The organism is Amycolatopsis sp. lyj-109, from assembly GCF_046548995.1.
In the GTDB taxonomy this organism is placed as follows: Bacteria; Actinomycetota; Actinomycetes; order Mycobacteriales; family Pseudonocardiaceae; genus Amycolatopsis.
Genome location: NZ_JAJPWR010000004.1, coordinates 435126 through 458441, shown reverse-complemented (window position 1 = coordinate 458441; position 23316 = coordinate 435126). Strand labels below are relative to the sequence as shown.

Genomic DNA, 23316 nt, shown 5'->3' with positions numbered 1-23316 from the left:
AGTGAAGTAAGGTGGGCGAACCCGTGATCGCTTGTAACCAAGGAGGTCAGGTGCCTGTGAGCCGTCTGCCCGCAGCCGAGGTGGTGCCGGCCTGGTTGGTCGCCGAGCCGGAGCGGCTGCTGGAGTTCGCCCGTGTTTCCCGGCTCCCCGAAGGCGGCTTCGCCTGGCTGGACGAGCAAGGCCGTCCGGTCCACGAGCGACCGGTCGAAACCTGGATCACGTGCCGGATGACGCACGTCTTCGCCCTTGCCGTGGCCGAGGGGCGAAGCGAGGACACCGAGCTGGTGGAGCACGGGCTCGCCGCGCTGACCGGCCTGTTGCACGACGGCGAGCACGGTGGCTGGTTCGCGTCGGCCGCCGCGACCGGCCCGGTCGTCGACGAGAAACGCGCCTACGAGCACGTTTTCGTCATCCTCGCCGCGGCGAGCGCGGCGGCGGCCGGGATCTCCGGCGCCCGTGTCCTGCTCGACGAGGCGTTGACCGTGTTCGACGAGCGCTTCTGGGAGCCGGAAGCGGGTTTGGCGGCCGACGTCTGGGACCGGGCGTGGACCCGGCTCGAGCCCTACCGCGGGGCCAACGCCAACATGCACGCCGTCGAAGCCCTGCTCGCGGCCGCCGACATCACCGGCGACCCGCGGCTGCTCGATCGCGCCGCCGGCATCGTCGAGCGACTCGTCGGCCAGGTCGCGCGCGGGCGCGGCTGGCGGCTGCCCGAGCACTTCACGGCGGAGTGGACCGAGGTGCCCGGGTACAACCGTGATCACCCGGGCCATCCGTTCCGGCCCTACGGCGTCACCATCGGGCACCTCTTCGAATGGGCCCGGCTGGCGGTGCACGTGCGGACCGCGCTGGGCACCCGCGCGCCGGACTGGCTGCTCGACAGTGCCCGTTCCTTGTTCGACACCGCGGTCCGGGACGGCTGGTCGGTCGACGGCGCGGACGGCTTCGTCTACACCACGGACTTCGCGGGGACGCCGGTGGTCCGCGGCCGCCTGCACTGGGTTGCGGCCGAGGCGATGGCCGCGGCCTGGGTGCTGCACCAGGCGACCGGGGACGCGCGGTACCTCTCCTGGTTCCGGCGGTGGTGCGACTACGCGGAGAAGTACTTCGTGGACCGGGCGGCCGGGTCGTGGCACCACGAACTCGACCACGGCAACACCCCGGCGGCCAGCGTGTGGCCGGGCAAGCCCGACGTCTACCACGCCTACCAGGCCGCGCTGATCACCGTGCTGCCGGTGTGCGCGTCGTTCGCCGGTGGCCTGGTGGCCGGCCGCGCGGTGTCAGGAGGCGGGTGACAGCGGGGGTTCGGACGGCTGGAGGTTCTCCGGCAGCCGCAGGCCGCTGTGCAGCGGCACGAGCTCGGACTGCAGCACCATCGCGGCGGCGCCGATCGCCGGCGCCGTCGCCGCCGCCCGGGACAGCCGCATTTCGACGCTGTGGTTGGCGCGGGCGAAGAACGTGCTGTGCAGTTCCCGTTCGACCGCCGGCAGGTAGCTCGGCCCGGCGATGGCGAAGCTGGGTCCGGTGAGCACCACGGCTTCGAGGTCCGTGATGTTCGCCAGGTTCCGCACCGCGACGGCGACGTAGCGAGCCGAGCGCTCCAGCAGGGCGACCGCGCCCTCGTCGCCGCGTCGCGCGGCCCGGCTGACCGCGGCGAAGTCCGGGATCACCGACTGATCCGAGGAGTGGTCCCGCCGGGACAGGCCGGCCGCGCGGGCGAGCCGCCGGTCGGCGCGCGCGGCGGCCACCACAGCGGCCGGTCCGGCGAGGACCTCGAGGCAGCCGCGCGCGCCGCACCAGCACTCGGGACCGTCCAGGTCGAGGCAGATGTGGCCGACTTCGCCGGTGTTGCCGCTCGCGCCCCGGTAGCTGATCCCGTTGACGATCAGCCCGGCACCGATGCCGCTGCCCATGTACAGCGCGGCGAAGGTGGCCGGCAGGTCGACGCCGCCGGACCAGTGCTCGCCGAGCGCGGCGGCGGTCGCGTCGTTGTCGAGCACGACCGGCAGGCCGGTGGCGCGGCGCATCTCGGCGCCCAGCGGGAAGTCGGCCCACTGCCGCATGGCCGGTGGGGTGATCGCCATTCCGTCGTTGGCGCTGAGCGGCCCGGGGAAGACCAGACCGAACCCCAGCAGGCGCTCGCGGTCGACGGCGGCGCTCGCGACGAGCGCGGTGGCCTCTTCGGTCATCCGCTTCACCACCGCTTCCGGAGCGGCGTTCCCCGCGCCGGGCCGTGAGATGCGCGCGACCACGGCTCCGGCGAGGTCGGTGACCACGTACGTGATGTCGGCGTGATCGAGGTGAATGCCCACGGCGTACCGGGCCGACGGGTTCAGCTGCAACAGGACCCGGCGCTTGCCGCCGGTGGATTCGGCGCGGCCGGACTCCCGGACCAGGTCGTCGTCGATGAGCCCCCGGACGACGGTGGAGATCGTCGCGCCGGTCAGGCCGGTGGCGTTGACCAGGCTGACCCGGCTGATCGTGCCGGCGGCCCGGATGACGTCGAGGACCGCGGCCCGGCTGTTGGTGTGCGGGGTCGTCCTGGTGGGCCCACTCATCCGAACTCCTGATGACTTACTTAGGTCGATACGCGAAGGGTAGCAAGGAGCTGCCGTCCGCCTGGGGGTACGCAGCGCGTCCCGGTGGATAGGTGTCGGGCGAGTTGGCCGCTCCGGGTGTTGTGTTGGCCGCTCCCGTCAGCGAGTTGGCCGTTACGGGCCATCCGCTTGCCACCGAACCGGCCTCGGCACACCCGCCCGAATTCGCCAACAGCATCGTGGGATGCCCCCAAAGTCTTGACTTAATTTCTTCGATGACTTAACAATGCCTCAAGTCTCTGCCTGCCGTGATCGGCGGAAGGTCAACGCAGCCCAGCCAGGAGGACTTGATGTCGGTTCACTCATCGCGTCGCAGGGTGTGCGGCGCCGTGCTCACCGCGGTCGCGGCCACCACGCTCGTCACCGGGTGCGGGCCCTCCACCAGCGGATCCGCGGCGGACAGCACGCTGGTCTCCTACACCGGTCAGTCGGGCGACTACCAGATCAACTTCAACCCGTTCTCCTCGAGCACGATGGAGGGCCCGGGGACGATCTTCGAACCGCTGTTCTTCTACAACATCACCCAGGACGCGAAGCCCCTCCCGCTGCTGGGCACCGACTTCGCCTGGAACGCCGACGGCACCCAGCTGCTGGTCACCCTCCGGCCGAACGTGAAGTTCTCCGACGGCACCCCCTTCACCGCGAAGGACGTCGCCTTCACACTCGACATGGTCGCGAAGAACAAGACCATCAACACCACCGGCTACGACGGCAAGGCCGTCGCCACCGACGACACCCACGTCAAGATCACCTTCTCGAAGCCCGCGTTCATGCAGGGCGCGCAGGTCCTCGGCAAGACCTTCATCGTTCCCCAGCACCTGTGGTCGAAGATCCCCGACCCCGCCAACGACGTGATCGCGCAGCCGGTCGGCACCGGCCCGTTCGCGCTCGAGGAGTTCAAGCCGCAGGCGTTCACGTTCAAGGCCAACACCGGCTACTGGGGCGGCGAGCCCGCGGTGAAGCGGATCCGCTACCTCGCGCTGGCCGGCAACCAGTCCGGCGCGGACGCGCTGAAGAGCAAGCAGATCGACTGGCAGACCGGCCCGGTCCCCGACATCAAGAACGTCGCGAAGAACTACCCGGGCTACCAGGCCATCACGGTCCCGCTGAACCAGATGAACCTCACGGCCTGTTCGAACGCCGCCCTCGGCTGCACCGGCCCGCAGACCGACCCGGCCGTCCGCAAGGCGATCTACTACGCGATCAACCGCACCCAGCTCAACTCGCTGGCCTTCGAAGACACCGCCTCCGACATCTCGCCCGGCTTCACGCTGCTCGGCCGCGACGCCAAGTACGTCTCACCGAAGCTGCAGGAGCGGATCGCCCCGAAGACACCCGACCTGACCCGCTCGGCCGGGCTCCTGCAGGGCGCGGGCTACGCGAAGGGCCCGGACGGCCTCTTCGCCAAGGACGGCAAGCCGCTGGAGCTGACCGTCCAGGTGCCCTCGGGCTGGACCGACTACATCACCGCCATCAACACCATGGCCCAGCAGCTGCTGCCCGCCGGGATCAAGCTGCTCGCCCAGCAGGTGTCCTACAACGAATGGGCCGACGCGCGCGTCCGCGGCCGCTTCCAGCTGCTGATCGACGCGATGAACCAGGGTCCGTCGGCGGATCCGTTCTACGACTACAACTACTACCTCTCGACCGAGACCACGGCCAAGGTCGGCGAGTCGGCCTACCCGAACTACAGCCGCTACTCCAACGCGGAAGTCGACGCGGCGCTCAACGCCGTCAAGGGCATCGACTCGACCGACGCGGCGAAACGGCAACCCTACTTCGACGTCGTCCAGACCCGGGTCGAGCAGGACATGCCCTACATCCCGATCCTGACCGGCGGCACGACCAGCGAGTACCACTCCGACAAGTTCACCGGCTGGCCGACCAAGGACAACATGTACGCCTTCCCGGCGGTGTGGAGCCGGCCGGACCAGGCCCAGATCTACAAGACGCTCAAGCCCGCCGGTCAGTGACGGGCGAGCCCGTGACCTACTACGTCCGGAAACTGGCGTTCTACCTGGTGGCCCTGTGGGCGGCGCTGACGCTCAACTTCTTGATCCCGCGCCTGTTCCCCGGCAACCCGGTGGACGTCCTGCTCGCGAAACTGGCCCAGCGCGGCGCGACCCCCGATCCGTCGGTGCGCCGCGCCTACGAGCTACTGCTCGGCACCCACAGCGACGAGTCGCTGTGGGCCCAGTACCTCAGCTACCTCGCCCGCTTGGCGCACGGCGACCTCGGCGTGTCGGTCAGCGTCTTCCCCGCCAAGGTGTCCGACGTGATCGCCCAGGCGCTGCCCTGGACGGTCGTCCTGGTCGGCATCGCGACCCTGCTGTCGTTCGTGCTCGGCGTCGGGCTCGGCATGTTCGTCGGCTGGAAGCGCGGCACCTGGCTCGACGCCCTCGTGCCGGGGACCACGGTACTGGCCGCGGTTCCGTACTTCTGGCTGGCGCTGCTGCTGGCGGCGCTGCTCGCCGGCGCCCTGGGCTGGTTCCCGCTGCTCGGCGGCTACGACGTGGCCCTCGATCCGGGGTGGAACGCCGACTTCCTCGGATCCGCCGTCTACCACGGCACGCTGCCCGCGCTCACCATCGTCGTCTCGTCGGTCGGCGGGTGGCTGCTCGGCATGCGCAACATGATGGTGTCCACCGGGTCGGAGGACTACGTGCTCACCGCGCAGGCCAAGGGACTGCGCGACGGCCGCGTGATGCTGCGCTACGCCGCCCGGAACGCGGTCCTGCCGTCGGTCGCCGGGTTCGCGATTTCGCTCGGCTTCGTGGTGTCCGGGTCGATCGTCACCGAGCAGGTGTTCGCCTACCCCGGGATCGGCTCGAAGCTGCTACAGGCGGTGCAGAACAACGACTACGCGCTGATGCAGGGCATCTTCCTGATCATCACGGTGGCCGTGCTCGGCGCCAACCTCGTGATCGACCTGGTGTACGGGCTGATCGACGCGCGCACCCGGGTCCGGGCCTGAGAAGGAGAACGACACGTGACGAATCTCAGCCCCGAAACCACCACCGGCGCGCCGATCCTGACCCCCGTCCGCCGGGGCCGCGTCAGCGGACTGCGCGCGGTCCTGCCGGCGTGGTCCCCACGCCTCGGCGTCGGACTCGGCCTGGTCACCGTCATCGCCCTGTTCGGGATCTTCGGCCCGTTGTTCGTCGGCGACCCCGACGCCATCCGTGACGCCGGCCTCGCCCCGCCGGGCGACGGTCACCTGCTCGGCCTCACCCAGACCGGGCAGGACGTCTTCGCGCAGCTGGCGTACGCCACCCGCGGCTCCCTCCAGATCGGCCTGATCGTCGGGGTGCTGGCGACCGTGCTCTCCGCGTTCTTCGGCGTCATCGGCGCCTACGCAGGCGGCGTCGTCGACGAAGTGTTCTCGCTGTTCTCCAACATCATGCTGGTCATCCCCGGCCTCCCGCTGGTGATCGTCATCGCCGGGTTCGTGCCGCCCGAATCCCGCGGCGCGTGGACGGTCGCGCTCGTCCTGGCCATCACCGGATGGGCGGCTTCGGCCCGCGTCCTGCGCGCCCAGACGCTGTCGCTGCGCAATCGCGACTACGTCGCCGCGGCGCGGGTCGCGGGGGAGAAGCGCTGGCGCGTCATCACCGTCGAAATCCTGCCCAACCTGCTGCCGCTGCTGGCGTCGCAGTTCGTGTTCGCGGTGATCGCGGCGATCCTGTCCGAGGCCGGGCTGTCGTTCCTCGGTCTCGGCGCCTCGAACTCCTCGACGCTGGGGACGATGCTCTACTTCGCCCAGAACGGGTTCGCCCTCCAGCGGGACGCCTGGTGGTGGTTCGTTCCGCCCGGGCTGGTCATCGCCCTGTTCGGCTGCGGGCTCGCGTTGATCAACTTCAGCATCGACGAGATCATCAACCCGAAGCTGCGGGTGGCGGGCCGGCGGCGCCGGGCCGAACGGCCGGAAACCCGGGCGGTGGCCGAGGTCGGGGCCGACGTCGTGCTGAGCGTCGACCACCTCGACGTCGTCTACCGCACCGCGAACCCGGTCCACGCGGTCAAGGACGTGTCCCTCACGCTCCGACGTGGCGAGATCCTCGGCCTGGCCGGGGAGTCCGGGTGCGGGAAGACGACGCTGGCCTACGCGATCAACCGGCTGCACCGGCCGCCCGCGGAGGTCACCGCGGGCGCGGTCGTCCTGCACGACCGCGACGGGCCGGACATCGACGTGCTGGCCCTGGAACACGAGCAGCTGCGCGCGTTCCGCTGGGACCGCCTCTCGATGGTCTTCCAAGGTGCGATGAACGCGCTGAACCCGGTGACCACCGTGCGTTCGCAACTGGCCGACGTCCTGACCACCCACCGCCCGGAAATGCCGAAGGCGCAACGGAAAGCCAAGTGCGAGGAGGTCCTGCGGCTGGTCGGCGTCGATCCCGGCCGGCTGGGCTCGTACCCGCACGAACTGTCGGGCGGGATGCGGCAGCGCGTGATGATCGCGATGGCCCTGCTGCTCGACCCGCAGGTGATGATCATGGACGAGCCCACGACCGCACTCGACGTCGTGGTGCAGCGGGGGATCCTGAAGGAGATCCTGCGGCTGCGGGACGAGTTCGGCTTCGCCGTCATCCTCATCACCCACGACCTGCCGCTGCTGCTGGAGATCGCCGACCGGATCGCGGTGATGAAGGACGGCGAGATCGTCGAATACGCCGCGGCCGAGCGGATGTACCGCGCGCCGTCGCACCCCTACACCCGGACGCTGCTCGAGTCGTTCCCGAGCCTGACCGGGGAGCGCGGGGCGTTCCTGCGCGACCAGGCCCTCGCCGAAGGAGGCGTCCGGTGACCGAGCTGGTGGTCCGCGACCTGGTCAAGGACTTCCGGATCCGCGACGGGGTGCGCCGGTCCCGGCTGCGCGCGGTCGACGACGTGTCCTTCACCCTGACGCCCGGCCGGACGACGGCGCTGGTGGGCGAGTCCGGGTCGGGGAAGTCGACGATCGCCCGGATGGTCGCGCGCCTCGAGTCGCCGACGTCCGGCCGGATCGTGGTCAGCACCGACGACGGCACCGAGGTCTCCGGCCGGACGTATCGCGACCACGTGCAGATGGTCTTCCAGGACCCGTTCGCCTCGCTGAACCCCTTCCACACTATCGAACACCACCTCGCGCGGCCGCTGCTGCTGCACGGGCGCGCCAAGGGCCGCGAGGACACCTGGCGGCAGGTCCTGCACCTGCTGGAGCGGGTCAACCTGACCCCGGCCGACGAAATCGCGAGGCGGCGGCCGCACGAACTGTCCGGCGGTCAGCGCCAGCGCGTGGCGATCGCCCGGGCGCTCGCGCCCGGCGCGAAGGTGGTGATCGCGGACGAGCCGGTGTCGATGCTCGACGTCTCCATCCGCCTCGGGGTGCTCAACCTCCTGGGGCGGCTGCAGCGCGAGGACCACCTGGCGGTGCTGTACATCACGCACGACCTGGCCACCGCCCGCCACTTCGCCGACGACATCGCGGTGCTCTACCGCGGCCGGATCGTCGAACGCGGACCGGCCTCGGAGGTGATCCTGCGGCCGAAGCACCCGTACACCCAGCTGCTCGCGGCGGCGGCCCCCGATCCCGACAAGCGGGGGACGGTGGTGGCGGAGCCGGCCGATCCGGTGGGCGGCGGCCTCGGTCCCGGCGTCCACAGCGGCTGCACGTTCCGCGACCGATGCCGCTTGGCAATGGACGTCTGCGCCACGACACCGGTGGAGGAGAAGGTGGGTGAGGCGCACTTCGCGCGATGCTGGTTCTACGGAGCGCGCCCATGACATCGAGGGTTCTTGGCCGCGAGTGACTCATTCGGGACCTCAGGCGGTGCTGTTGGCGAAGTCGGGCCAGGGTCCGGCTTACCGTCCTGCCGCAGGTTGTCGTGAGTGGTATTTAGGGTTCTAACCCTAAATACCACTCACGACAAGTCGCGAGACCACCCGACTACCGAAGCGGCTTTGCCGCGGCCCTGCTGGAGTGTTGTCTGAACCATAACGCGTTGACTTACTTAAGTCAGTTGAGTAACAATCTCGCAAGAGGACGTCCCTGTCGCGTTAGGAGTGCCCCAGATGAACCGCCAGGAACTGCACGAGGGCTGGCGGATCGAGGCCGTGGCCGGTCCGGTTCCGGACCCGGTCCGGGGCCGGGCGCTTCCCGCCACCGTGCCGGGTTCTGCCCATCTGGACCTGCTGGCCGCCGGCTTGATCGATGATCCCTACCGTGACACCGCCGAGGCCGACGTGGCGTGGATGCACCGGGCCGGATGGCGCTACACGCTCGAGTTCGAGTCCTCGGCGCCTGCTGCGGCGGAACGCGCGGATCTCGTCTTCGACGGCCTCGACACCGTGGCGACCGTGACCCTCAACGGCCGGCAGCTCGGGCAGGTTGCCAACATGCACCGCACGTTCCGCTTCGACGTCCGCGGGGTGCTGCGGGACGGTACGAACACCCTGGTCGTCGAGTTCGCGAGCGCGCTGACCCACGCCGAGGCGGTCGAGGCGGAGCTGGGCTGGCGCGACCACGCCTACCCGAGCCCGTTCAACATGATCCGCAAGATGGCCTGCTCGTTCGGCTGGGACTGGGGACCCGACCTGCAGACCGCGGGCATCTGGAAGCCGGTCCGGCTCGAGCGGTGGACCACCGCCCGCCTCGCGTCGGTGCGGCCGCTGGTGACGGTCGACGAGGACGGAAGCGGTCGCGTCACGGTCCACGCGGACGTCGAGCACGCCGTGGCCGGCGAGCGGCTCGAGCTGGTGGCGTCGATCCCAGCCGGAAACCGGACCGCGCGCGCCACCATCGAACCGGGCGAAACCCGGGGGATCGTGACGCTGACGGTGCCGGACGTCCGGCTGTGGTGGCCCGCCGGATACGGCGAACACCCGCTCTACGACCTCGAAGTCGACCTCGTCGGGTCCGGGACGGCGCTTGACGCCTACCGGCGCCGCATCGGGTTCCGGACCATCACCGTCGACACCGAACCGGACGCGATCGGCACCCCGTTCACGTTCGTGGTCAACGGCACGCCGGTGTTCGCCAAGGGCGCCAACTGGATCCCCGACGACCACTTCCTCACCCGGATCACCCGCGACCGGCTCGCCCGCCGGGTCGACCAGGCCCTCGGGGCGAACCTCAACCTGCTGCGCATCTGGGGTGGCGGGATCTACGAGACCGAAGACTTCTACGACCTCTGTGACGAACGCGGTGTCCTGGTGTGGCAGGACTTCCCGTTCGCTTGCGCCTCGTACCCCGAGGAGGAGCCACTGTGGACGGAGGTCGAGGCGGAGGCGCGGGAGAACGTCGCCAGGCTGACGCCGCACGCCTCCCTCGCCCTGTGGAACGGCAACAACGAGAACCTCTGGGGATTCGCCGACTGGGGCTGGCCCGAACAGCTCGATGGCCGCACGTGGGGCCTGAAGTACTACACCGAGCTGCTGCCCGCCATCGTCGCCGAGCTCGACCCGACCCGCCACTACGCACCGGGGAGCCCGTACAGCCCCGGTGACGTCCACCCGAACGACCCCGACCACGGCACCCGGCACGAGTGGGACGTGTGGAACCGGATCGACTACACCCACTACCGCGACCACATCCCGCGGTTCTGCTCGGAGTTCGGCTTCCAGGGGCCGCCCACGTGGGCCACCCTGACCCAGTGGATCCACGACGACCCGCTCACGCCGACCTCGCCGGCGTTCCTGCTGCACCAGAAGGCCGAGGACGGCAACGGCAAGCTCGACCGCGGTCTGGCGGCCCACCTGCCGCGGCCGGAGGCGTTCCCCGACTGGCACTGGGCGACCCAGCTCAACCAGGCCCGCGCGGTGGCCTTCGGGATCGAGCACTTCCGGTCGTGGTGGCCGCGCACCGCGGGGGCCGTCGTCTGGCAGCTCAACGACTGCTGGCCGGTCACCTCGTGGGCCGCGATCGACTCGGACGAACGGCTCAAGCCGTTGTGGTACGCCCTCAAGCACGCGTTCGCGCCCCGGCTGCTGACGGTCCAGCCGCGCGACGGCGAAGACGTCGTCATCGCGGTCAACGACACCGCCACGCCCTGGTCGGGTGATCTCGAACTGGAAACGCGGACGGTCGCCGGGCAGGTCACCGGGCGACGTACACTGCGGTTCACCGTGCCAGCCCGCTCCACAGCCGAGCTGGCACCGGCCGGGACCGGGGAGGAGGTGCTCGTGGCGACCACCGAGGACACCCGGCTCGTGCACGTCTTCGGCGAAGACCTCGAGCACGACTACGAGCCCGGTCCGCTGACTGCCGAGGCCGCGGCGGTGCCCGGTGGCTACCGCGTCGACGTCACCGCGTCCGCACTGGCGCGGGACGTCGCCCTCCTGGTGGACCGCGTGGCGCCCGACGCCGTGGTCGACGACATGCTGGTGACCTTGCTGCCCGGCGAAACCCGGTCGTTCGTGGTCCGCACCGCGGGCACTGTCGATCCGGCCGCGTTCGCCGACCCGCTGGTGCTGCGGTCGGCGAACGCACTCGGCTCCCCGGTGATGAGGTCCTAGATGAGTACGCACCACCCCTCCGGCGCCATCGGCCTGGTGCTGGCCCGCCCACCCCGGCTGCTCGGCACCGAGCCGTTCTTCATGGAGTTCATCGCGGGCATCGAACAGCACCTCGCCGACTGGGACCTGTCGCTGCTGCTGCACGTGGTGTCCACACAGGACGCGGAGCTGGCGGCGTACCGGCGGTGGGCGGTGCAGCGGATGGTCGAGGCGACCGTCGTGGTCAACCTGGTCGACGACGACCCCCGGCCGGCCCTGCTGCGGTCGCTGGACATGCCGGCGGTCCTGGTCGGCGAGCCTGCCGACAATCACGGCTTCCCGGCCGTGCGCACCGACAACGCCGGACCGGTCCGGGAAGCCCTGCAGGTCCTCCTCGACCTCGGCCACCGGCGCATCGCGCGGGTGACCGGCCCCGCGCAGCTGCTGCACACCCTGGCCCGCACCGACGCGCTCGTCACCGGCTGCCGCGAGGTGGGCATCGAGCCGCTCCTCGCCGAGGGCGACTACTCCGAAGAGTCCGGAGCGAAACGCACCACCGAGCTGCTTTCCGGGGCCGAGCCGCCCACCGCCATCCTCTACGACAACGACGTGATGGCGCTGGCAGGACTCGGCGCCGCCAAGTCCCTCGGCGTCCGGGTTCCGGACCAGCTCAGCATCATCGCCTGGGACGACTCGACCCTCTGCCGCCTGGCCACGCCCTCGCTGACCACGATGAGTGTCGACGTGCACCAGTACGGCGTCTCGGTGGCCGAATCGGTGCTCGAACTGGTCGACGGCGGCCCGGTCACCGAACGCTGGTCGCCTGCGGCGAAGTGTGTACTGCGCGCCAGTACCGCTGCGCCTGCCTGAGCCTCGCTATTCGAGGCGGCGCATTTGCCGGCGCGACCCGCCGAGACGTCCTTATTCTGTGCTGCGCAATTCTGTTCGCGTGACGAGCTAAACTTCTTAAGTTTCCCGCGCGAACTTATTTGCGCGGGGTTTCCCGGTGTCGGGTCCGGTTGTTAGAATTTCCGATTGGAAGCGCTCTCAGACGCTGTTATCCCTTCATGCCGTGCCCCCTGCGAGGCGGGCCGGCCTTCATCGCGGTCAAAGGAGATGCGATGTCGTTCCCTCGAAGTTCGCCACAGGCACGAAGCCGGCTGGGCCACTGGGGGAGGAGAGCCGCCCGAGTCCTGGCGGCGTCAGCTCTCGCCGTCCCGTTGCTCGTCACCGGCGGTACCGCGTCGGCGGCCCAGACCGGAGCGCTCGTCAGCGCGGCTTCCGCCCGCTGCCTCGACGTGACCGGCAACGTGCAGACCGCCGGCACCGGGATCCAGATCTGGGACTGCAACGGTCAGGCCAACCAGCAGTGGACCGTTACGGACGCGGGTGAACTGCGCGTGTTCAGCGGTTCGATGTGCCTGGACGCCGGGCAGACCGCGGCGGGCACAAAGCTGCAGATCCAGGCCTGCACCGGTGCCGCGAGCCAGAAGTTCACCCTGCGTTCCGACGGCAGCATCTACGGCGCCCAGTCGGGATTGTGCGCCGACGTGAACGCCGCGGCGACCGCGAACGGCACGACGGTCCAGCTCTGGGGTTGCCACGGCCAGACCAACCAGCGGTGGACCGTAGGCGGCGGCGGGTCGAACCCGCCCGGCCCCTGCTCGGCCAATCCCGTCAACCCGCGCGCGACGACCCAGGCGAAGAAGCTGCTCTGCTACTTCTACAGCCAGTACGGCAACCACATCATCTCGGGGCAGGAGGAGTCCACCTGGGTGGCCGGCTCCGAGTACGAGATGAACTACATCCACGACCGCACGGGCAAGTACCCGGCGATCCGCGGCATGGACATCGAACAGGACGGCGTCGGCGGACGCGGCGTGTCCTGGTGGAACGCCGGTGGCATCCCGATGGTGGGCTACCACATGGGTGCGCCGACGAAGCCGGACACCTACGAGGGCAGCCAGATGGCCGTGTCGATCAACGCGGTGCTCACGCCGGGAACGGCCGAGTACGCCTCGTTCACCCAGCGGCTGGACAAGGCCGCCGCCCAGTTGCAGATCATGGAAAACGCCGGAGTTCCCGTGCTGTGGCGCCCGTTCCACGAGGCCGGGGGCACCTGGTTCTGGTGGAGCAAGGAAGGCGGCTCCCAGTACAAGCGGCTGTGGCAGTTCGAGTACAACTACTTCACCACCACCAAGGGGCTCGACAACCTGGTCTGGCTGCTGCCGTTCAACGGTCAGCCGAGCTCGTCGTTCTACCCGGGAAAGTCCGTCGTCGACATCGCCGGTTCGGACACCTACGCCGGTGACTACGGACCGCAGACCAGCCTGTTCAACGCCACCAAGAACATCGTCGGTGGCACGATCCCGATCGCGCTGCACGAGAACGGCCCGATCCCCGACCCGGACCAGCTGCAGTCGTCGAACACGCGGTGGGTCATGTTCAACACCTGGCACACCGACTGGCTGACCAACACCTCGCACAACTCGATCAGCCAGCTGCAGAAGACGTACAACAGTTCGTATGTGGTCACGAGGGACGAAGTTCCCAATCTGAAGTGACCGGCTCTCGCCCCGGACGGATTCTTCCGTCCGGGGCGGGTCCAGTCGAATTCGCGAAGATTTGCGACTGCGGGGTGCCCCACGGCTGAACCGGTTTTGTCCGGAGGTGTGATGAAGCGTCCGACCATCAGGGAAATCGCCGCGCAGGCCGGGGTGTCGCAAGGGGCCGTATCCTATGCGCTCAACGGCCGCCGTGGGGTCTCCGAGGCGACGCGCAACCGGGTCGTCGAGATCGCCCGGCAGCTCGGCTGGACCCCGGGCGGCGGAACCCATCGCCACGTTCGCCGGTCCAGGGCACTGGGAATGGTGGTCAACCGGACGGCGACCGGGCTCACCGGGGAGCCGTTCTTCGGCGCCCTCATGTCCGGGATCCAGCGAGAGCTGGCCACGGGATCGGTGTCACTGCTGATGCAGACCGCGCCGAGCTGCTCCGCCGAACTCGAGATCTACCGGCGCTGGCACCGCGAGCAGACCGTGGGCGGCGTCCTCCTGCTCGACCTCCGGATCGGCGACACCCGGCCGGACGAGCTTGCCGCGATCGGCTTGCCCGCCGTCGCGCTCGGCGGCCCGCTGGACCGGTCCGATGCGCCTTCGGTGTGGATGAACGACCGGCAGGCGATGCGGGGTGTGCTCGAATACCTGGCCGCGCTCGGGCACCGGTCCGTGGTCCGCGTCGCTGGTCCCGAGACGTTCGTGCAAACACGGACCCGGACGGATGCGTTCGCGGCCGCGGCATGCCACCTCGGTCTGGCGGACGCGCGCACGGTTCACGCCGACTACAGCGAGGAAGGCGGCGCGGACACGACTCGCCGCATCCTGAAGTCGAAGCGGCCCCCGACCGCGCTGATGTTCGACAACGACGTCATGGCGGTGGGTGGCCTGGGGGCCGCGCAGGGGCTCGGTCTCCGGGTTCCGGCGGACCTGTCCATCGTCGCCTGGGACGACTCGGTGCTCTGCCGGCTGGTCCACCCGGCGTTGTCCGCGGTGCAGCGGCCGATCGCCGAGTTCGGTGCGCTGGCGGTGTCCGTGCTGCGGCGGAAGATCGACGGCGGGAACGCTGTCGACACGTGTACCTCGACTCCGGTGTTCGCCGTCCGGGGGAGCACCGGGCCGCTGCGCCGGCGCTGACCTCCCGGGGACACGCGGACCGGGTGGGCCCGGTCCGCGTGCGGTCTTCTCAGCGCCGGGACCAGCGCTGGTTCGCCTGCCCGTTGCAGGTCCAGAGCGCCACCGGAGTTCCGTTGGCCGTCTGCTGACCACTGGCGTCGAGGCAGAGGCCGGACTGCCGTCCGGTGATCGAGCCGTCGGCGTTGAGCGTCCACTGCTGGTTGGCCTGGCCGGTGCAGTCCCAGATGTCCACCGCGGTGCCCGGTGACGTGCCTTGCCCGGCGGCGTCGAGGCAGCGGCCGCTCCCGCCCCTGATCTCGCCGGCCGAGCCGAACGTCCACGCCTGGTTGGACTGGCCGTTGCAGTCCCAGAGCTGGAGCTTGGTCCCGTTGGCCGTGCCGGCCCCGGTGACGTCGAGGCACCGCCCGGATTGGCCGCCCACTACGGTGGCGCCGGTCGGCGTGCTGCCACCGCCGAGGGCGGCGGTCAGCGCCGGGTACCACCGGCTTTCCATCTTCTGGATTCCGGTGGTGCTGTTCGGGTGCACGCCGTCGACGGTGTCGGCGGACGTGCTGAACCCGGTCCACTGGTCGACGACCGTGATCGGGGACGCGGCCGTCGAATGGGCCTGGACCCAGCCGGGGATGGCGTTGTCGAGGTCGACGACGCGCTGGCCGCAGGCGGAACAGTTGGCCGGGTTCATCGGGAGGATCTTCGCGACGATCACCTTCATCGCCGGATTGCTCGCCCGCATCTGGCCGAGCAGACGGCTGTAGGCGTCGAGGATGGCCGTGGTGCCGATATTGCTCCAGATGTCGTTGGTGCCGAGGTGCATGAGCACGATGTCCGGCCGGGTCGCGCCGAGCCAGCCGGGCAGTTGGTTGTTGTTGGCGATGCCGGTGGCCAGGTAGCCACCGTGGCCTTCGTTCTCGCCGTCATAGGAAAACCCGCAACCGGGAGCCGGCAGCGTTCCGACGAAGTCGGTGTTGGTGTGTCCGGTGTTCTGCAGGTGCCGCCAGAGCAGCGCGCGCCAGCAGCCCGGCGAGCCGGTGATCGAATCGCCGAGCGCCATGATGCGCACGGGCGCCGCGGCGGACGCGGCCGTGGGGACGGTGAGAACGGCGACCAGCGCGGTGAGCACAAGTGCGCAATAGCCGAGGAATCTGTGCACGATACCTCCTGAGGGCGATCGACCGGCCACTGTGGACGGTCGACTTGGAAGCGCTCTCAGGCGGGGAAGACGTTAGCTGCACGCGATCGAGTTGTAAACCCTCAGCCGACGCTGACGGTCCGGCCGGTGAGCGCGGCGCGGATGGCCAGTGCGGCACCGGAACGCGCCCATTCGCCGAAGTCGAAGGCCTGCACGTCGAGGTCTAGTTGCGCGGGATCCGGTTCGTAGGACTTCCCGATGCCTTCCCGCACCCGGTCGGCGGCCACCTCGTACAGCGGCAGCCCGTCGCCGGTCAGCACGACCTTCTGCGGGTCGACGAGGTTCGCGACCGTGCCGATGATGATGCCGAGGGCGAAGCCGGCATCACCGAACACCCGCCGCGCGGCGGGCTCGCCCGCCCGTGCCCGCGCGACGGCGTCGGCGTAGTCCGCGGCGCCGAGTGCCCGCACGATCGACTCGTTCAGGAGGTAGCTGGCGGCGCAGCCGCGGTGGCCGAGGTCGCACACCGGGCCGGACTGGTCGACGACGAGGTGGGCTGCCCGCCCGGCGGTGCCGTGCGCGCCCTCGACGAGTTCGCCGTTGAGCACCAGACCGCAACCGATGCCGACGCCGATCGTGACGAGGACCAGGGACCGCAGCCCGGCACCGGCGCCGAACCAGTGCTCGGCGGCGGTCAGTGCCTGGACGTCGTTGTCCACCGCGGTCGGGAGGCCGGTCGCCTCGGCGACGAGGTCGGCCAGCGGGACACCGGACCAGTGCAGATACGCGGATCCGTGCACCGACCCCGCGCGTACCGTGCCGGCCAGCGTCACGCCCGCGGCGGTCAGGTCCGGGAACGTGGTCCGCAGCGCCGAGGCGACTTCGGCGATCTGGCCGACGACCTCGGTGACGTCCGCCGAGCGCAGGGGAGTGTTGATCGACGCCACCACCTCGGCGTTGAGGTCGGTGACCACGGCGTAGAGGTGGTCGCCGGTGAGCTTCACGCCGAAGAAGTGCCGGGCGGCGCCGTTGACGTGCAGCAGCTCCGAAGGGCGCCCGGTCGTCGAACGCAGCTGCGTTCCGCCTTCGGCCAGCAGGCCGTCGTCGAAGAGCTGTCGCGTGATCCGGCTCAGCGTCGGCCGCGACACCTGCAGTCGCGCGGCGATTTCGGCGCGCGAGATGGGGCCGTGGACGAGTACCTCGAGGAGCACCTGACGGGCGGCCTCGGGCAGCTGTGGCCAGGGCGCTACCGCCTGTGCCCGGCCTTGGCGGGTTCCGGAACTCACCGGCCGAGCGTACCCGCCGGAGCGCCCTGTTATGTCACTTCTGAAACAAAGTGGCGCGGAGATGGAGCTGGAAGCGGGTTCTTGACACACGTTAGTGTTGTGATGAAACTAACTGCGTGCTGACGATGACGTTCACCGAAGGCAACGACGAACCGGCGGGTCCCGGCGCGGTCCACCTGGCGGCCGCCGGCACCAGCCTCCTGCTCGACGCGACCGGCGACCGCCTGCCTCGCATCGTGTACTGGGGCGCCGATCTCGGACAGCCCACCGAAGCCGAGCTGGGGGACTTGGTGCGCGCGGCCCGGCCGCCGGTCGTCTCCAACAGCATCGACGACCCGCTCCCCGTCGGCGTCCTCGCCGAGGCCGCCACCGGCTGGTCGGGAACACCCGGCATCAGCGGCAGCCGCGCCGGTCGCGCGTTCTCCCCGCTGTTCACGAAGACCGCGGCGGACCTGACGGCGGACGGCACCCTGATCACTGCGGCACAGGACGCCACCGCCGGACTGGCGCTCGAGCTGCGCGTGGCGCTCTCGCCGTCGGGGGTGGTGCGGCTGGGCGCAACGGTGACGAATATCGGCAAGGACGACTACGGCCTCGACGCGCTGACCCTCAACCTGCCGGTCCCGACGACCGCACTGGAACTGCTCGACTTCTCCGGGCGGCACTTGCGGGAGCGCGCCCCACAACGGCACCCGTTCACCTTGGGTTCCTACGTGCGCAGCGGACGCCGCGGCCGGACCGGCCTCGACGCGACCCTGCTCATGCTCGCCGGTGAACCCGGCTTCGGCTTCCGCCGCGGCGAGGTCTGGGGCGTGCACACGGCCTGGAGCGGGAACCACACCACCTACGCCGAGCGCGACGCCGCGGGCACCGCGATCCTCGCCGGCGGCGAGATCCTGCTTCCCGGCGAGGTGATCCTCTCTCCGGGCGAGTCCTACGCCTCTCCGACGCTGATGGGTTCCTACGGCGACGGGATGGACGAGCTGTCCGGGCGGTTCCACGCCGACCTGCGGAGCCGGCCCGAGCACCCCGGTACGCCGCGGCCGATCGCCCTCAACACCTGGGAAGCGGTCTACTTCGACCACGATCCGGCGAAACTGCGCGAGCTCGCCGAGCTGGCCGCGCAGGTCGGCGCGGAACGGTTCACGCTCGACGACGGCTGGTTCCGCGGCCGCCGGGCGGACAACGCGGGACTGGGTGACTGGTTCGTCGACGAGGGAGTGTGGCCGGACGGCCTGCGCCCGATCGCCGACCACGTCCGCTCGCTCGGCATGCAGTTCGGGCTCTGGGTCGAACCCGAGATGATCAACCCGGACTCCGACCTCGCTCGCGCGCACCCGGAATGGATCCTCCGGCCGGACGCGCGGTTCCCGCCCGAGGCGCGGCACCAGCAGGTGCTGGACATCTCCCGGCCGGACGCCTACGCCTACGTGCTGGAACGCCTGGACGCACTGGTCGTCGAGAACGGCGTCGACTACCTGAAGTGGGACCACAACCGCGATCTCGTCGACGCCGGGCACACCGCGAGCGGCACGGCCGGGGTACACGACCAGACCCGAGCCCTCTACCGGCTGCTGGACGAACTCCGCGCCAAGCACCCGGGCCTCGAAATCGAGTCCTGCTCGTCGGGCGGCGGCCGCGCCGATCTCGAGATCCTCGCCCGGACGGAACGCATCTGGGCCAGCGACTGCCTGGACGCGCTCGAGCGGCAGCACATCCAGCGCTGGACCGGTTTACTGCTGCCCCCGGAAATGCTCGGCTCGCACGTCGGCGCGCCGACGGCGCACACCACCGGCCGTACGCACACCCTCGACTTCCGTGCCGGCACCGCGTTCTTCGGCCACTTCGGCATGGAGTGGGACCTGACGTCGGCGAGCGAGACCGAACTCGCCGAACTCACGGCCTGGATCGCTCTGCACAAGCGGTTCCGGCCGCTGCTGCACAGCGGCACCGTCGTCCGCGGCGACCACCCCGACCCGGCGCACTGGCTCCACGGCGTCATCGCCCAGGACCGCGCCGAAGCGCTCTTCGCGTTCGTCGCCCTGCAGACCGGCGCCTGGGCGCCGCCGGGACGCATCCGGCTGCCCGGGCTGGCCGCCGGAACCCGGTACACCGTGCGGTTCCTGTCCGCCGTCGACCGGGTGCGGCGGCACGGGCTGCCCGCGTTCCCGGACTGGGTGGACCAGCCGTTGACGATGTCCGGCGCCGCGCTGGCCACGGCCGGGTTCCAGGCACCCGCACTGCAGCCGGAACAGCTGCAGCTGATCCACGTGATCGCCGAGCACTGAGGAGGCGGAGGTGAAGTTCCTGCCGGCCCGGGAAACGCGCGCCGCCTGGCTGTTCGTCGCGCCCGCCGCGGTGGGCTTGCTCGCCTTCACCCTCGTCCCGGCGGTACGCGGGCTCTACTACAGTTTCACCGACTTCAGCGTCTTCCGGCCCGGGAAGTTCGTCGGGGCCGACAACTACCGGCAGCTCGCCGCCGACCCGGTCTTCTGGAACGCCCTGTGGGTCACCCTCGAGTACGTCGTGATCAACATCGGCGTACAGACGGTCTTCGCACTGGGGATCGCGGTGCTCATGCACCGGCTGACGCGGTCCATGGTGATCCGCGGGCTGATCCTCACGCCGTACCTGGTGGCGAACGTGATCGTCGCCCTCGTCTGGTTCTGGATCCTCGACTACCAGCTCGGGATCGGGAACCAGGTCCTGGACTGGCTGGGCCTGTCACGGATGGCGTTCTTCGGCGACCAGGCGCTGGCCATCCCGACGATCGCGCTGGTCAACGTCTGGCGGCACCTGGGCTACACCGCCCTGCTCATCTTCGCCGGGCTGCAGACGATCCCCAAGACCGTTTACGAAGCCGCGGCGATCGACGGGGCGACCGAGGCGAAGATGTTCTGGCGCGTCACGCTCCCGCTGCTGCGCCCGGTGCTGGCCCTGGTCCTCGTCGTCAGCGTGGTCGGCTCGTTCCAGACCTTCGACACCGTCGCCGTCACCACCCAGGGCGGTCCGGTCAACTCGACCCGCGTCCTCTACTACTACATCTACGAACTCGCCTTCGGCCGGTTCAAGTTCGGCTACGCCTCGGCGGTGTCGGTCGTGCTGTTCGTCGTCCTCGCCGTGGTGAGCCTCCTGCAACTGCGGCTCACCCGGGCCGGCCAGTCGGACCTGGCGTGAGGAGCATGCCGTGACCACCGTACTGACCCGAACCTCCGCCTCGCCGCCCGAGGCACCCGCACCGGTGCGCAGGCCGCGCGGGATCGGCCGGACGATCGCGTGGATCATCCTCGGCCTGGTCCTGCTGGTGACGTTGTTCCCCTTCTACTGGATGTTGCGGACGTCGTTCTCCAGTAACGGCGCCCTGGCGGCCAACAGCGGAAACCTGCTCCCGGCCGACTTCAGCCTGGGTGGCTGGAAACGCGTCCTCGGGCTGGCCACCCCGGCAGAGGCCCGAGCCGACGGCGGTTCGGGTGCTTCGCTGCACTTCTGGCTCTATCTCCGCAACTCCGTGATCGTCGCGACCTCCACGACGGTGTTCCAGACGTTCTTCAGTGCCATGGCGGCCTACGCCTTCGCCCGCTTGCGGTGGCCGGGGCGCAACGCCGTGTTCTTCCTGTTCCTTTCGGCCATGATGGTGCCGCCGATCTTCACCATCCTGCCGAACTTCGTCTTGATGCGGGACCTCGGGCTGTTGAACACCTTCCTCGGTATCGTCCTGCCCACGCTGCTGATGGCGCCGTTCGCGGTGTTCTTCCTGCGCCAGTTCTTCCTCGCCATCCCGCGGGAGCTCGAAGAAGCCGCGATCCTCGACGGCGCGGGCCGCCCCCGCATCTTCTTCCGGCTCATCCTCCCGATGAGCTCCGCCCCACTGTCCACATTGGCCATCCTGACCTACATCACGTCCTGGAACGACTACTTCTGGCCGTTGCTGGTCGGCAAGGCCGACGACGTGCGCGTGCTCACGGTCGCGCTCGGCGTGTTCCGATCCCAGACGCCCCAGGGAAATCCGGACTGGGCCGGCCTCGTGGCGGCGACCCTGGTTTCCGCTCTCCCCATCCTCGTGCTCTTCGCCCTGCTCGGCAGACGCGTCATCAACTCGATCGGCTCGACCGGGCTGAAGTAGCCCGGCGGAAAGGAACCCCGATGAAGTGGCAACGAAGCCGGTTCGTCGCCGCCGCGGCGGCGAGCGCGCTGGTACTGGCCGGCTGCTCGAGCACGGCGGGCAGCTCCGGAGACGTCACCCTGAACTACTGGCTCTGGGACTCGGCGCAGCAGCCCGGGTACCAGAAGTGCGCGGATGCCTTCACCAAAGCGAGCCCGGGCATCGGGGTCAAGATCACCCAGTACGGTTGGGACGACTACTGGACCACCTTGACCGCCGGCCTGGTGTCCGGTGAAGGCCCGGACGTGTTCGTCTCACACCTGAACCACTACCCGGAGCTGGCCGGCCAGAACCAGATCATGCCGATCGACGACGTGGTCGAGTCGAAGCAGGCGGAGCTGTCGAGCTACCGCAAAGGCCTGGCCGATCTGTGGGTCGGCCAGGACGGCAAGCGCTACGGCCTCCCGAAGGACTACGACACCGTCGCGGTCTTTGCGAACCAGAAGATGCTCGACGACGCCGGGATCACGGCCCAGCAGCTGAACTCGATGGCCTGGAATCCGCGGGACGGCGGGACGTTCGAGAAGACGATCGCCCACCTGACCGTCGACAAGAAGGGCGTCCGCGGCGATCAGCCCGGCTTCGACAAAGCGAACGTCGCGGTGTACGGCCTGGGCTTGAACGGTTCGGGCGGCGGCTTCGGGCAGACGGAATGGAGCCAGTACGCCTTCAGCGACGGCTGGACCCACGCCGACAAGAACCCGTGGGGCACCCGGTGGAACTACGGCGATCCGAAGTTCCTCGAGACGATCGGGTGGTTCCAGTCCTTGGCGAAGAAGGGGTACCTGCCGACGCTCCAGGTGGCCGGCGGGGGCAAGGTGGGGCGCCAGCCCGACAACTACGGCGCGGGCAAGTACGCGATGGTCACCGAGGGCAGCTGGAACACGAAGACCTACTTCCAGCTGAAGGGCGTGAAGACGACGATCGCCCCGGTGCCGGCCGGCCCGAACGGTCAGCGCGCGTCGATGTTCAACGGGCTCGCCGACAACATCGCGGCCGGTACCAAGCATCCCGACGAAGCCAAGAAGCTGGTGGCCTTCCTCGGGTCCAAGGCCTGCCAGGACCTGACGGCGGCCGAGGGGGTCGCCTTCCCCGCGGTGGAATCCTCGGCGCAGATCTCCAAGGACGCCTTCGCCAAGCAGGGCATCGACACGGCGTCGTTCCAGGTGCCGATCGACGGGAACAGCACGCACCTGGCTCCGGTGGCGCAGCACTGGACCGAGTTGCAGGCGGTGATGAACCCGGCGATGGACGCGATCATGAGCCTCACCGCCGAACCGGACTCGCTCAAGGCGGCCAACCAGCAGGTCAATGCCCTGTTCGCGCAGTAGTCAACCGGTCGATAGCCTCGGCGATCGGGGTGTCTCCGGCGGTGACTTCGACGATGACCCGCCCGAGAGCGGGCTCGTGCAGGGCCGCGTCGATGAATGCGGCGACGTCGTCCCGGTGGACGTCGCCGTATTCGATGGCGGGTCCGGCGGTGACGCGACCGGTGCCGGGTTCGTCGAGGAGAGTGCCGGGGCGGACGATGAGCCAGTCCAGGTCGGTGTGGGTCAGGAACACGTCGGCGGTCTTCTTGACCTTGACGTAGTGCTCGAAGCCCTCGGTGCTGTCGTTGCCGCGCAACGCGTCCGGGAACACGGAGACGAGGACGAACCGGGACACTCCGGCCTGCACGGCCGCGGTGGCGGCCTTTTCGAGGCCGCGGCCGTCGATCAGCGTGGTCTTGTCCATGCCGGTTCCGTGGGCGCCGGCGGAGAACACGACGGCGTCGTGGCCGCTGATCTTCTCCGCGAGCTGGTCCACGGTGTCCTCGATGAGGTCGCCGCTGAGCGGGCGGGCGCCGGTGTCGCGCACGGTTTCGGCCTGAGCGGGGTTGCGGTGCATGCCGGTGACGGTGTCGCCGCGGGCGGTGAGGAGCCGGGCGAGGCGGTTTCCGATGCCTCCGGCGGCTCCGATGACGAACACGTTCATGATC

Annotated in this window: 17 protein-coding genes; 13 read left to right on the top strand and 4 right to left on the bottom strand. The window is 69.7% G+C overall.

Annotated elements, in window-relative coordinates:
• The first annotated feature begins 50 nt into the window (after window positions 1-50).
• Complete coding sequence (locus ACLJQF_RS11910; RefSeq protein WP_410608324.1) at window positions 51-1295, top strand: AGE family epimerase/isomerase; 1245 nt, start codon at window positions 51-53, stop codon at window positions 1293-1295.
• Here ACLJQF_RS11910 and ACLJQF_RS11905 read toward each other — a convergent pair.
• Window positions 1281-2558: an ROK family protein gene (locus ACLJQF_RS11905; protein ID WP_410608323.1), complete on the bottom strand. Its 1278-nt coding sequence runs from the start codon at window positions 2556-2558 to the stop codon at window positions 1281-1283. The genes ACLJQF_RS11910 and ACLJQF_RS11905 overlap by 15 nt on opposite strands.
• A 368-nt stretch (window positions 2559-2926) precedes the next feature.
• Here ACLJQF_RS11905 and ACLJQF_RS11900 point away from each other — a divergent pair, with 368 nt between their 5' ends.
• From ACLJQF_RS11900 to ACLJQF_RS11865, 8 genes are all read left to right on the top strand, one after another.
• Window positions 2927-4570 (top strand): ABC transporter substrate-binding protein, encoded by a 1644-nt coding sequence (locus tag ACLJQF_RS11900; protein ID WP_410608322.1) that lies wholly within the window; start codon window positions 2927-2929, stop codon window positions 4568-4570.
• Window positions 4571-4581: 11 nt separating this feature from the next.
• Window positions 4582-5571 carry an ABC transporter permease gene (locus tag ACLJQF_RS11895; RefSeq protein WP_410608321.1) on the top strand — a complete coding sequence of 330 codons (990 nt, stop codon included), beginning with the start codon at window positions 4582-4584 and terminating at the stop codon, window positions 5569-5571.
• A 15-nt stretch (window positions 5572-5586) separates the two neighbouring features.
• Window positions 5587-7401 (top strand): dipeptide/oligopeptide/nickel ABC transporter permease/ATP-binding protein, encoded by a 1815-nt coding sequence (locus ACLJQF_RS11890; protein ID WP_410608320.1) that lies wholly within the window; start codon window positions 5587-5589, stop codon window positions 7399-7401.
• Window positions 7398-8360, top strand: coding sequence for an ABC transporter ATP-binding protein (locus ACLJQF_RS11885; RefSeq protein ID WP_410608319.1), 963 nt, complete (start codon window positions 7398-7400; stop codon window positions 8358-8360). Before ACLJQF_RS11890 ends, ACLJQF_RS11885 begins: the two co-directional genes overlap by 4 nt.
• 288 nt (window positions 8361-8648) lie before the next feature.
• Window positions 8649-11090 carry a glycoside hydrolase family 2 protein gene (locus ACLJQF_RS11880; RefSeq protein WP_410608318.1) on the top strand — a complete coding sequence of 814 codons (2442 nt, stop codon included), beginning with the start codon at window positions 8649-8651 and terminating at the stop codon, window positions 11088-11090.
• On the top strand, window positions 11091-11939 hold the full coding sequence (locus ACLJQF_RS11875; RefSeq protein ID WP_410608317.1) for a LacI family DNA-binding transcriptional regulator: 849 nt from the start codon (window positions 11091-11093) through the stop codon (window positions 11937-11939).
• A 251-nt stretch (window positions 11940-12190) separates the two neighbouring features.
• On the top strand, window positions 12191-13633 hold the full coding sequence (locus tag ACLJQF_RS11870; RefSeq protein WP_410608316.1) for a glycosyl hydrolase: 1443 nt from the start codon (window positions 12191-12193) through the stop codon (window positions 13631-13633).
• Between the two features lie 111 nt (window positions 13634-13744).
• Window positions 13745-14761 (top strand): LacI family DNA-binding transcriptional regulator, encoded by a 1017-nt coding sequence (locus tag ACLJQF_RS11865; protein ID WP_410608315.1) that lies wholly within the window; start codon window positions 13745-13747, stop codon window positions 14759-14761.
• 49 nt (window positions 14762-14810) lie between these two features.
• On the opposite strand, the gene ACLJQF_RS11860 is transcribed toward ACLJQF_RS11865, so the two are convergent.
• A complete protein-coding gene (locus ACLJQF_RS11860) occupies window positions 14811-15911 on the bottom strand; it encodes a ricin-type beta-trefoil lectin domain protein (RefSeq protein WP_410608314.1) in 1101 nt (366 codons plus the stop codon).
• A gap of 101 nt (window positions 15912-16012) precedes the next feature.
• The gene (locus ACLJQF_RS11855) at window positions 16013-17176 is read right to left on the bottom strand and encodes an ROK family protein (RefSeq protein WP_410608313.1); all 1164 of its coding nucleotides are present in this window, start codon (window positions 17174-17176) and stop codon (window positions 16013-16015) included.
• A 125-nt stretch (window positions 17177-17301) separates the two neighbouring features.
• Here ACLJQF_RS11855 and ACLJQF_RS11850 point away from each other — a divergent pair, with 125 nt between their 5' ends.
• From ACLJQF_RS11850 to ACLJQF_RS11835, 4 genes are read left to right on the top strand one after another with little or no spacing between them, the layout of a single operon-like run.
• Window positions 17302-19464, top strand: a complete 2163-nt coding sequence (locus ACLJQF_RS11850) for an alpha-galactosidase (RefSeq protein ID WP_410608383.1) — start codon at window positions 17302-17304, stop codon at window positions 19462-19464.
• A 10-nt stretch (window positions 19465-19474) separates the two neighbouring features.
• Complete coding sequence (locus tag ACLJQF_RS11845; protein WP_410608312.1) at window positions 19475-20353, top strand: carbohydrate ABC transporter permease; 879 nt, start codon at window positions 19475-19477, stop codon at window positions 20351-20353.
• Window positions 20354-20363: 10 nt separating this feature from the next.
• The gene (locus ACLJQF_RS11840; RefSeq protein ID WP_410608311.1) at window positions 20364-21299 is read left to right on the top strand and encodes a carbohydrate ABC transporter permease; all 936 of its coding nucleotides are present in this window, start codon (window positions 20364-20366) and stop codon (window positions 21297-21299) included.
• A 20-nt stretch (window positions 21300-21319) separates the two neighbouring features.
• Window positions 21320-22669, top strand: a complete 1350-nt coding sequence (locus ACLJQF_RS11835; RefSeq protein ID WP_410608310.1) for an ABC transporter substrate-binding protein — start codon at window positions 21320-21322, stop codon at window positions 22667-22669.
• On the opposite strand, the gene ACLJQF_RS11830 is transcribed toward ACLJQF_RS11835, so the two are convergent.
• Complete coding sequence (locus ACLJQF_RS11830; protein ID WP_410608309.1) at window positions 22647-23312, bottom strand: NAD(P)-binding oxidoreductase; 666 nt, start codon at window positions 23310-23312, stop codon at window positions 22647-22649. The genes ACLJQF_RS11835 and ACLJQF_RS11830 overlap by 23 nt on opposite strands.
• Between the last annotated feature and the right edge of the window lie 4 nt (window positions 23313-23316).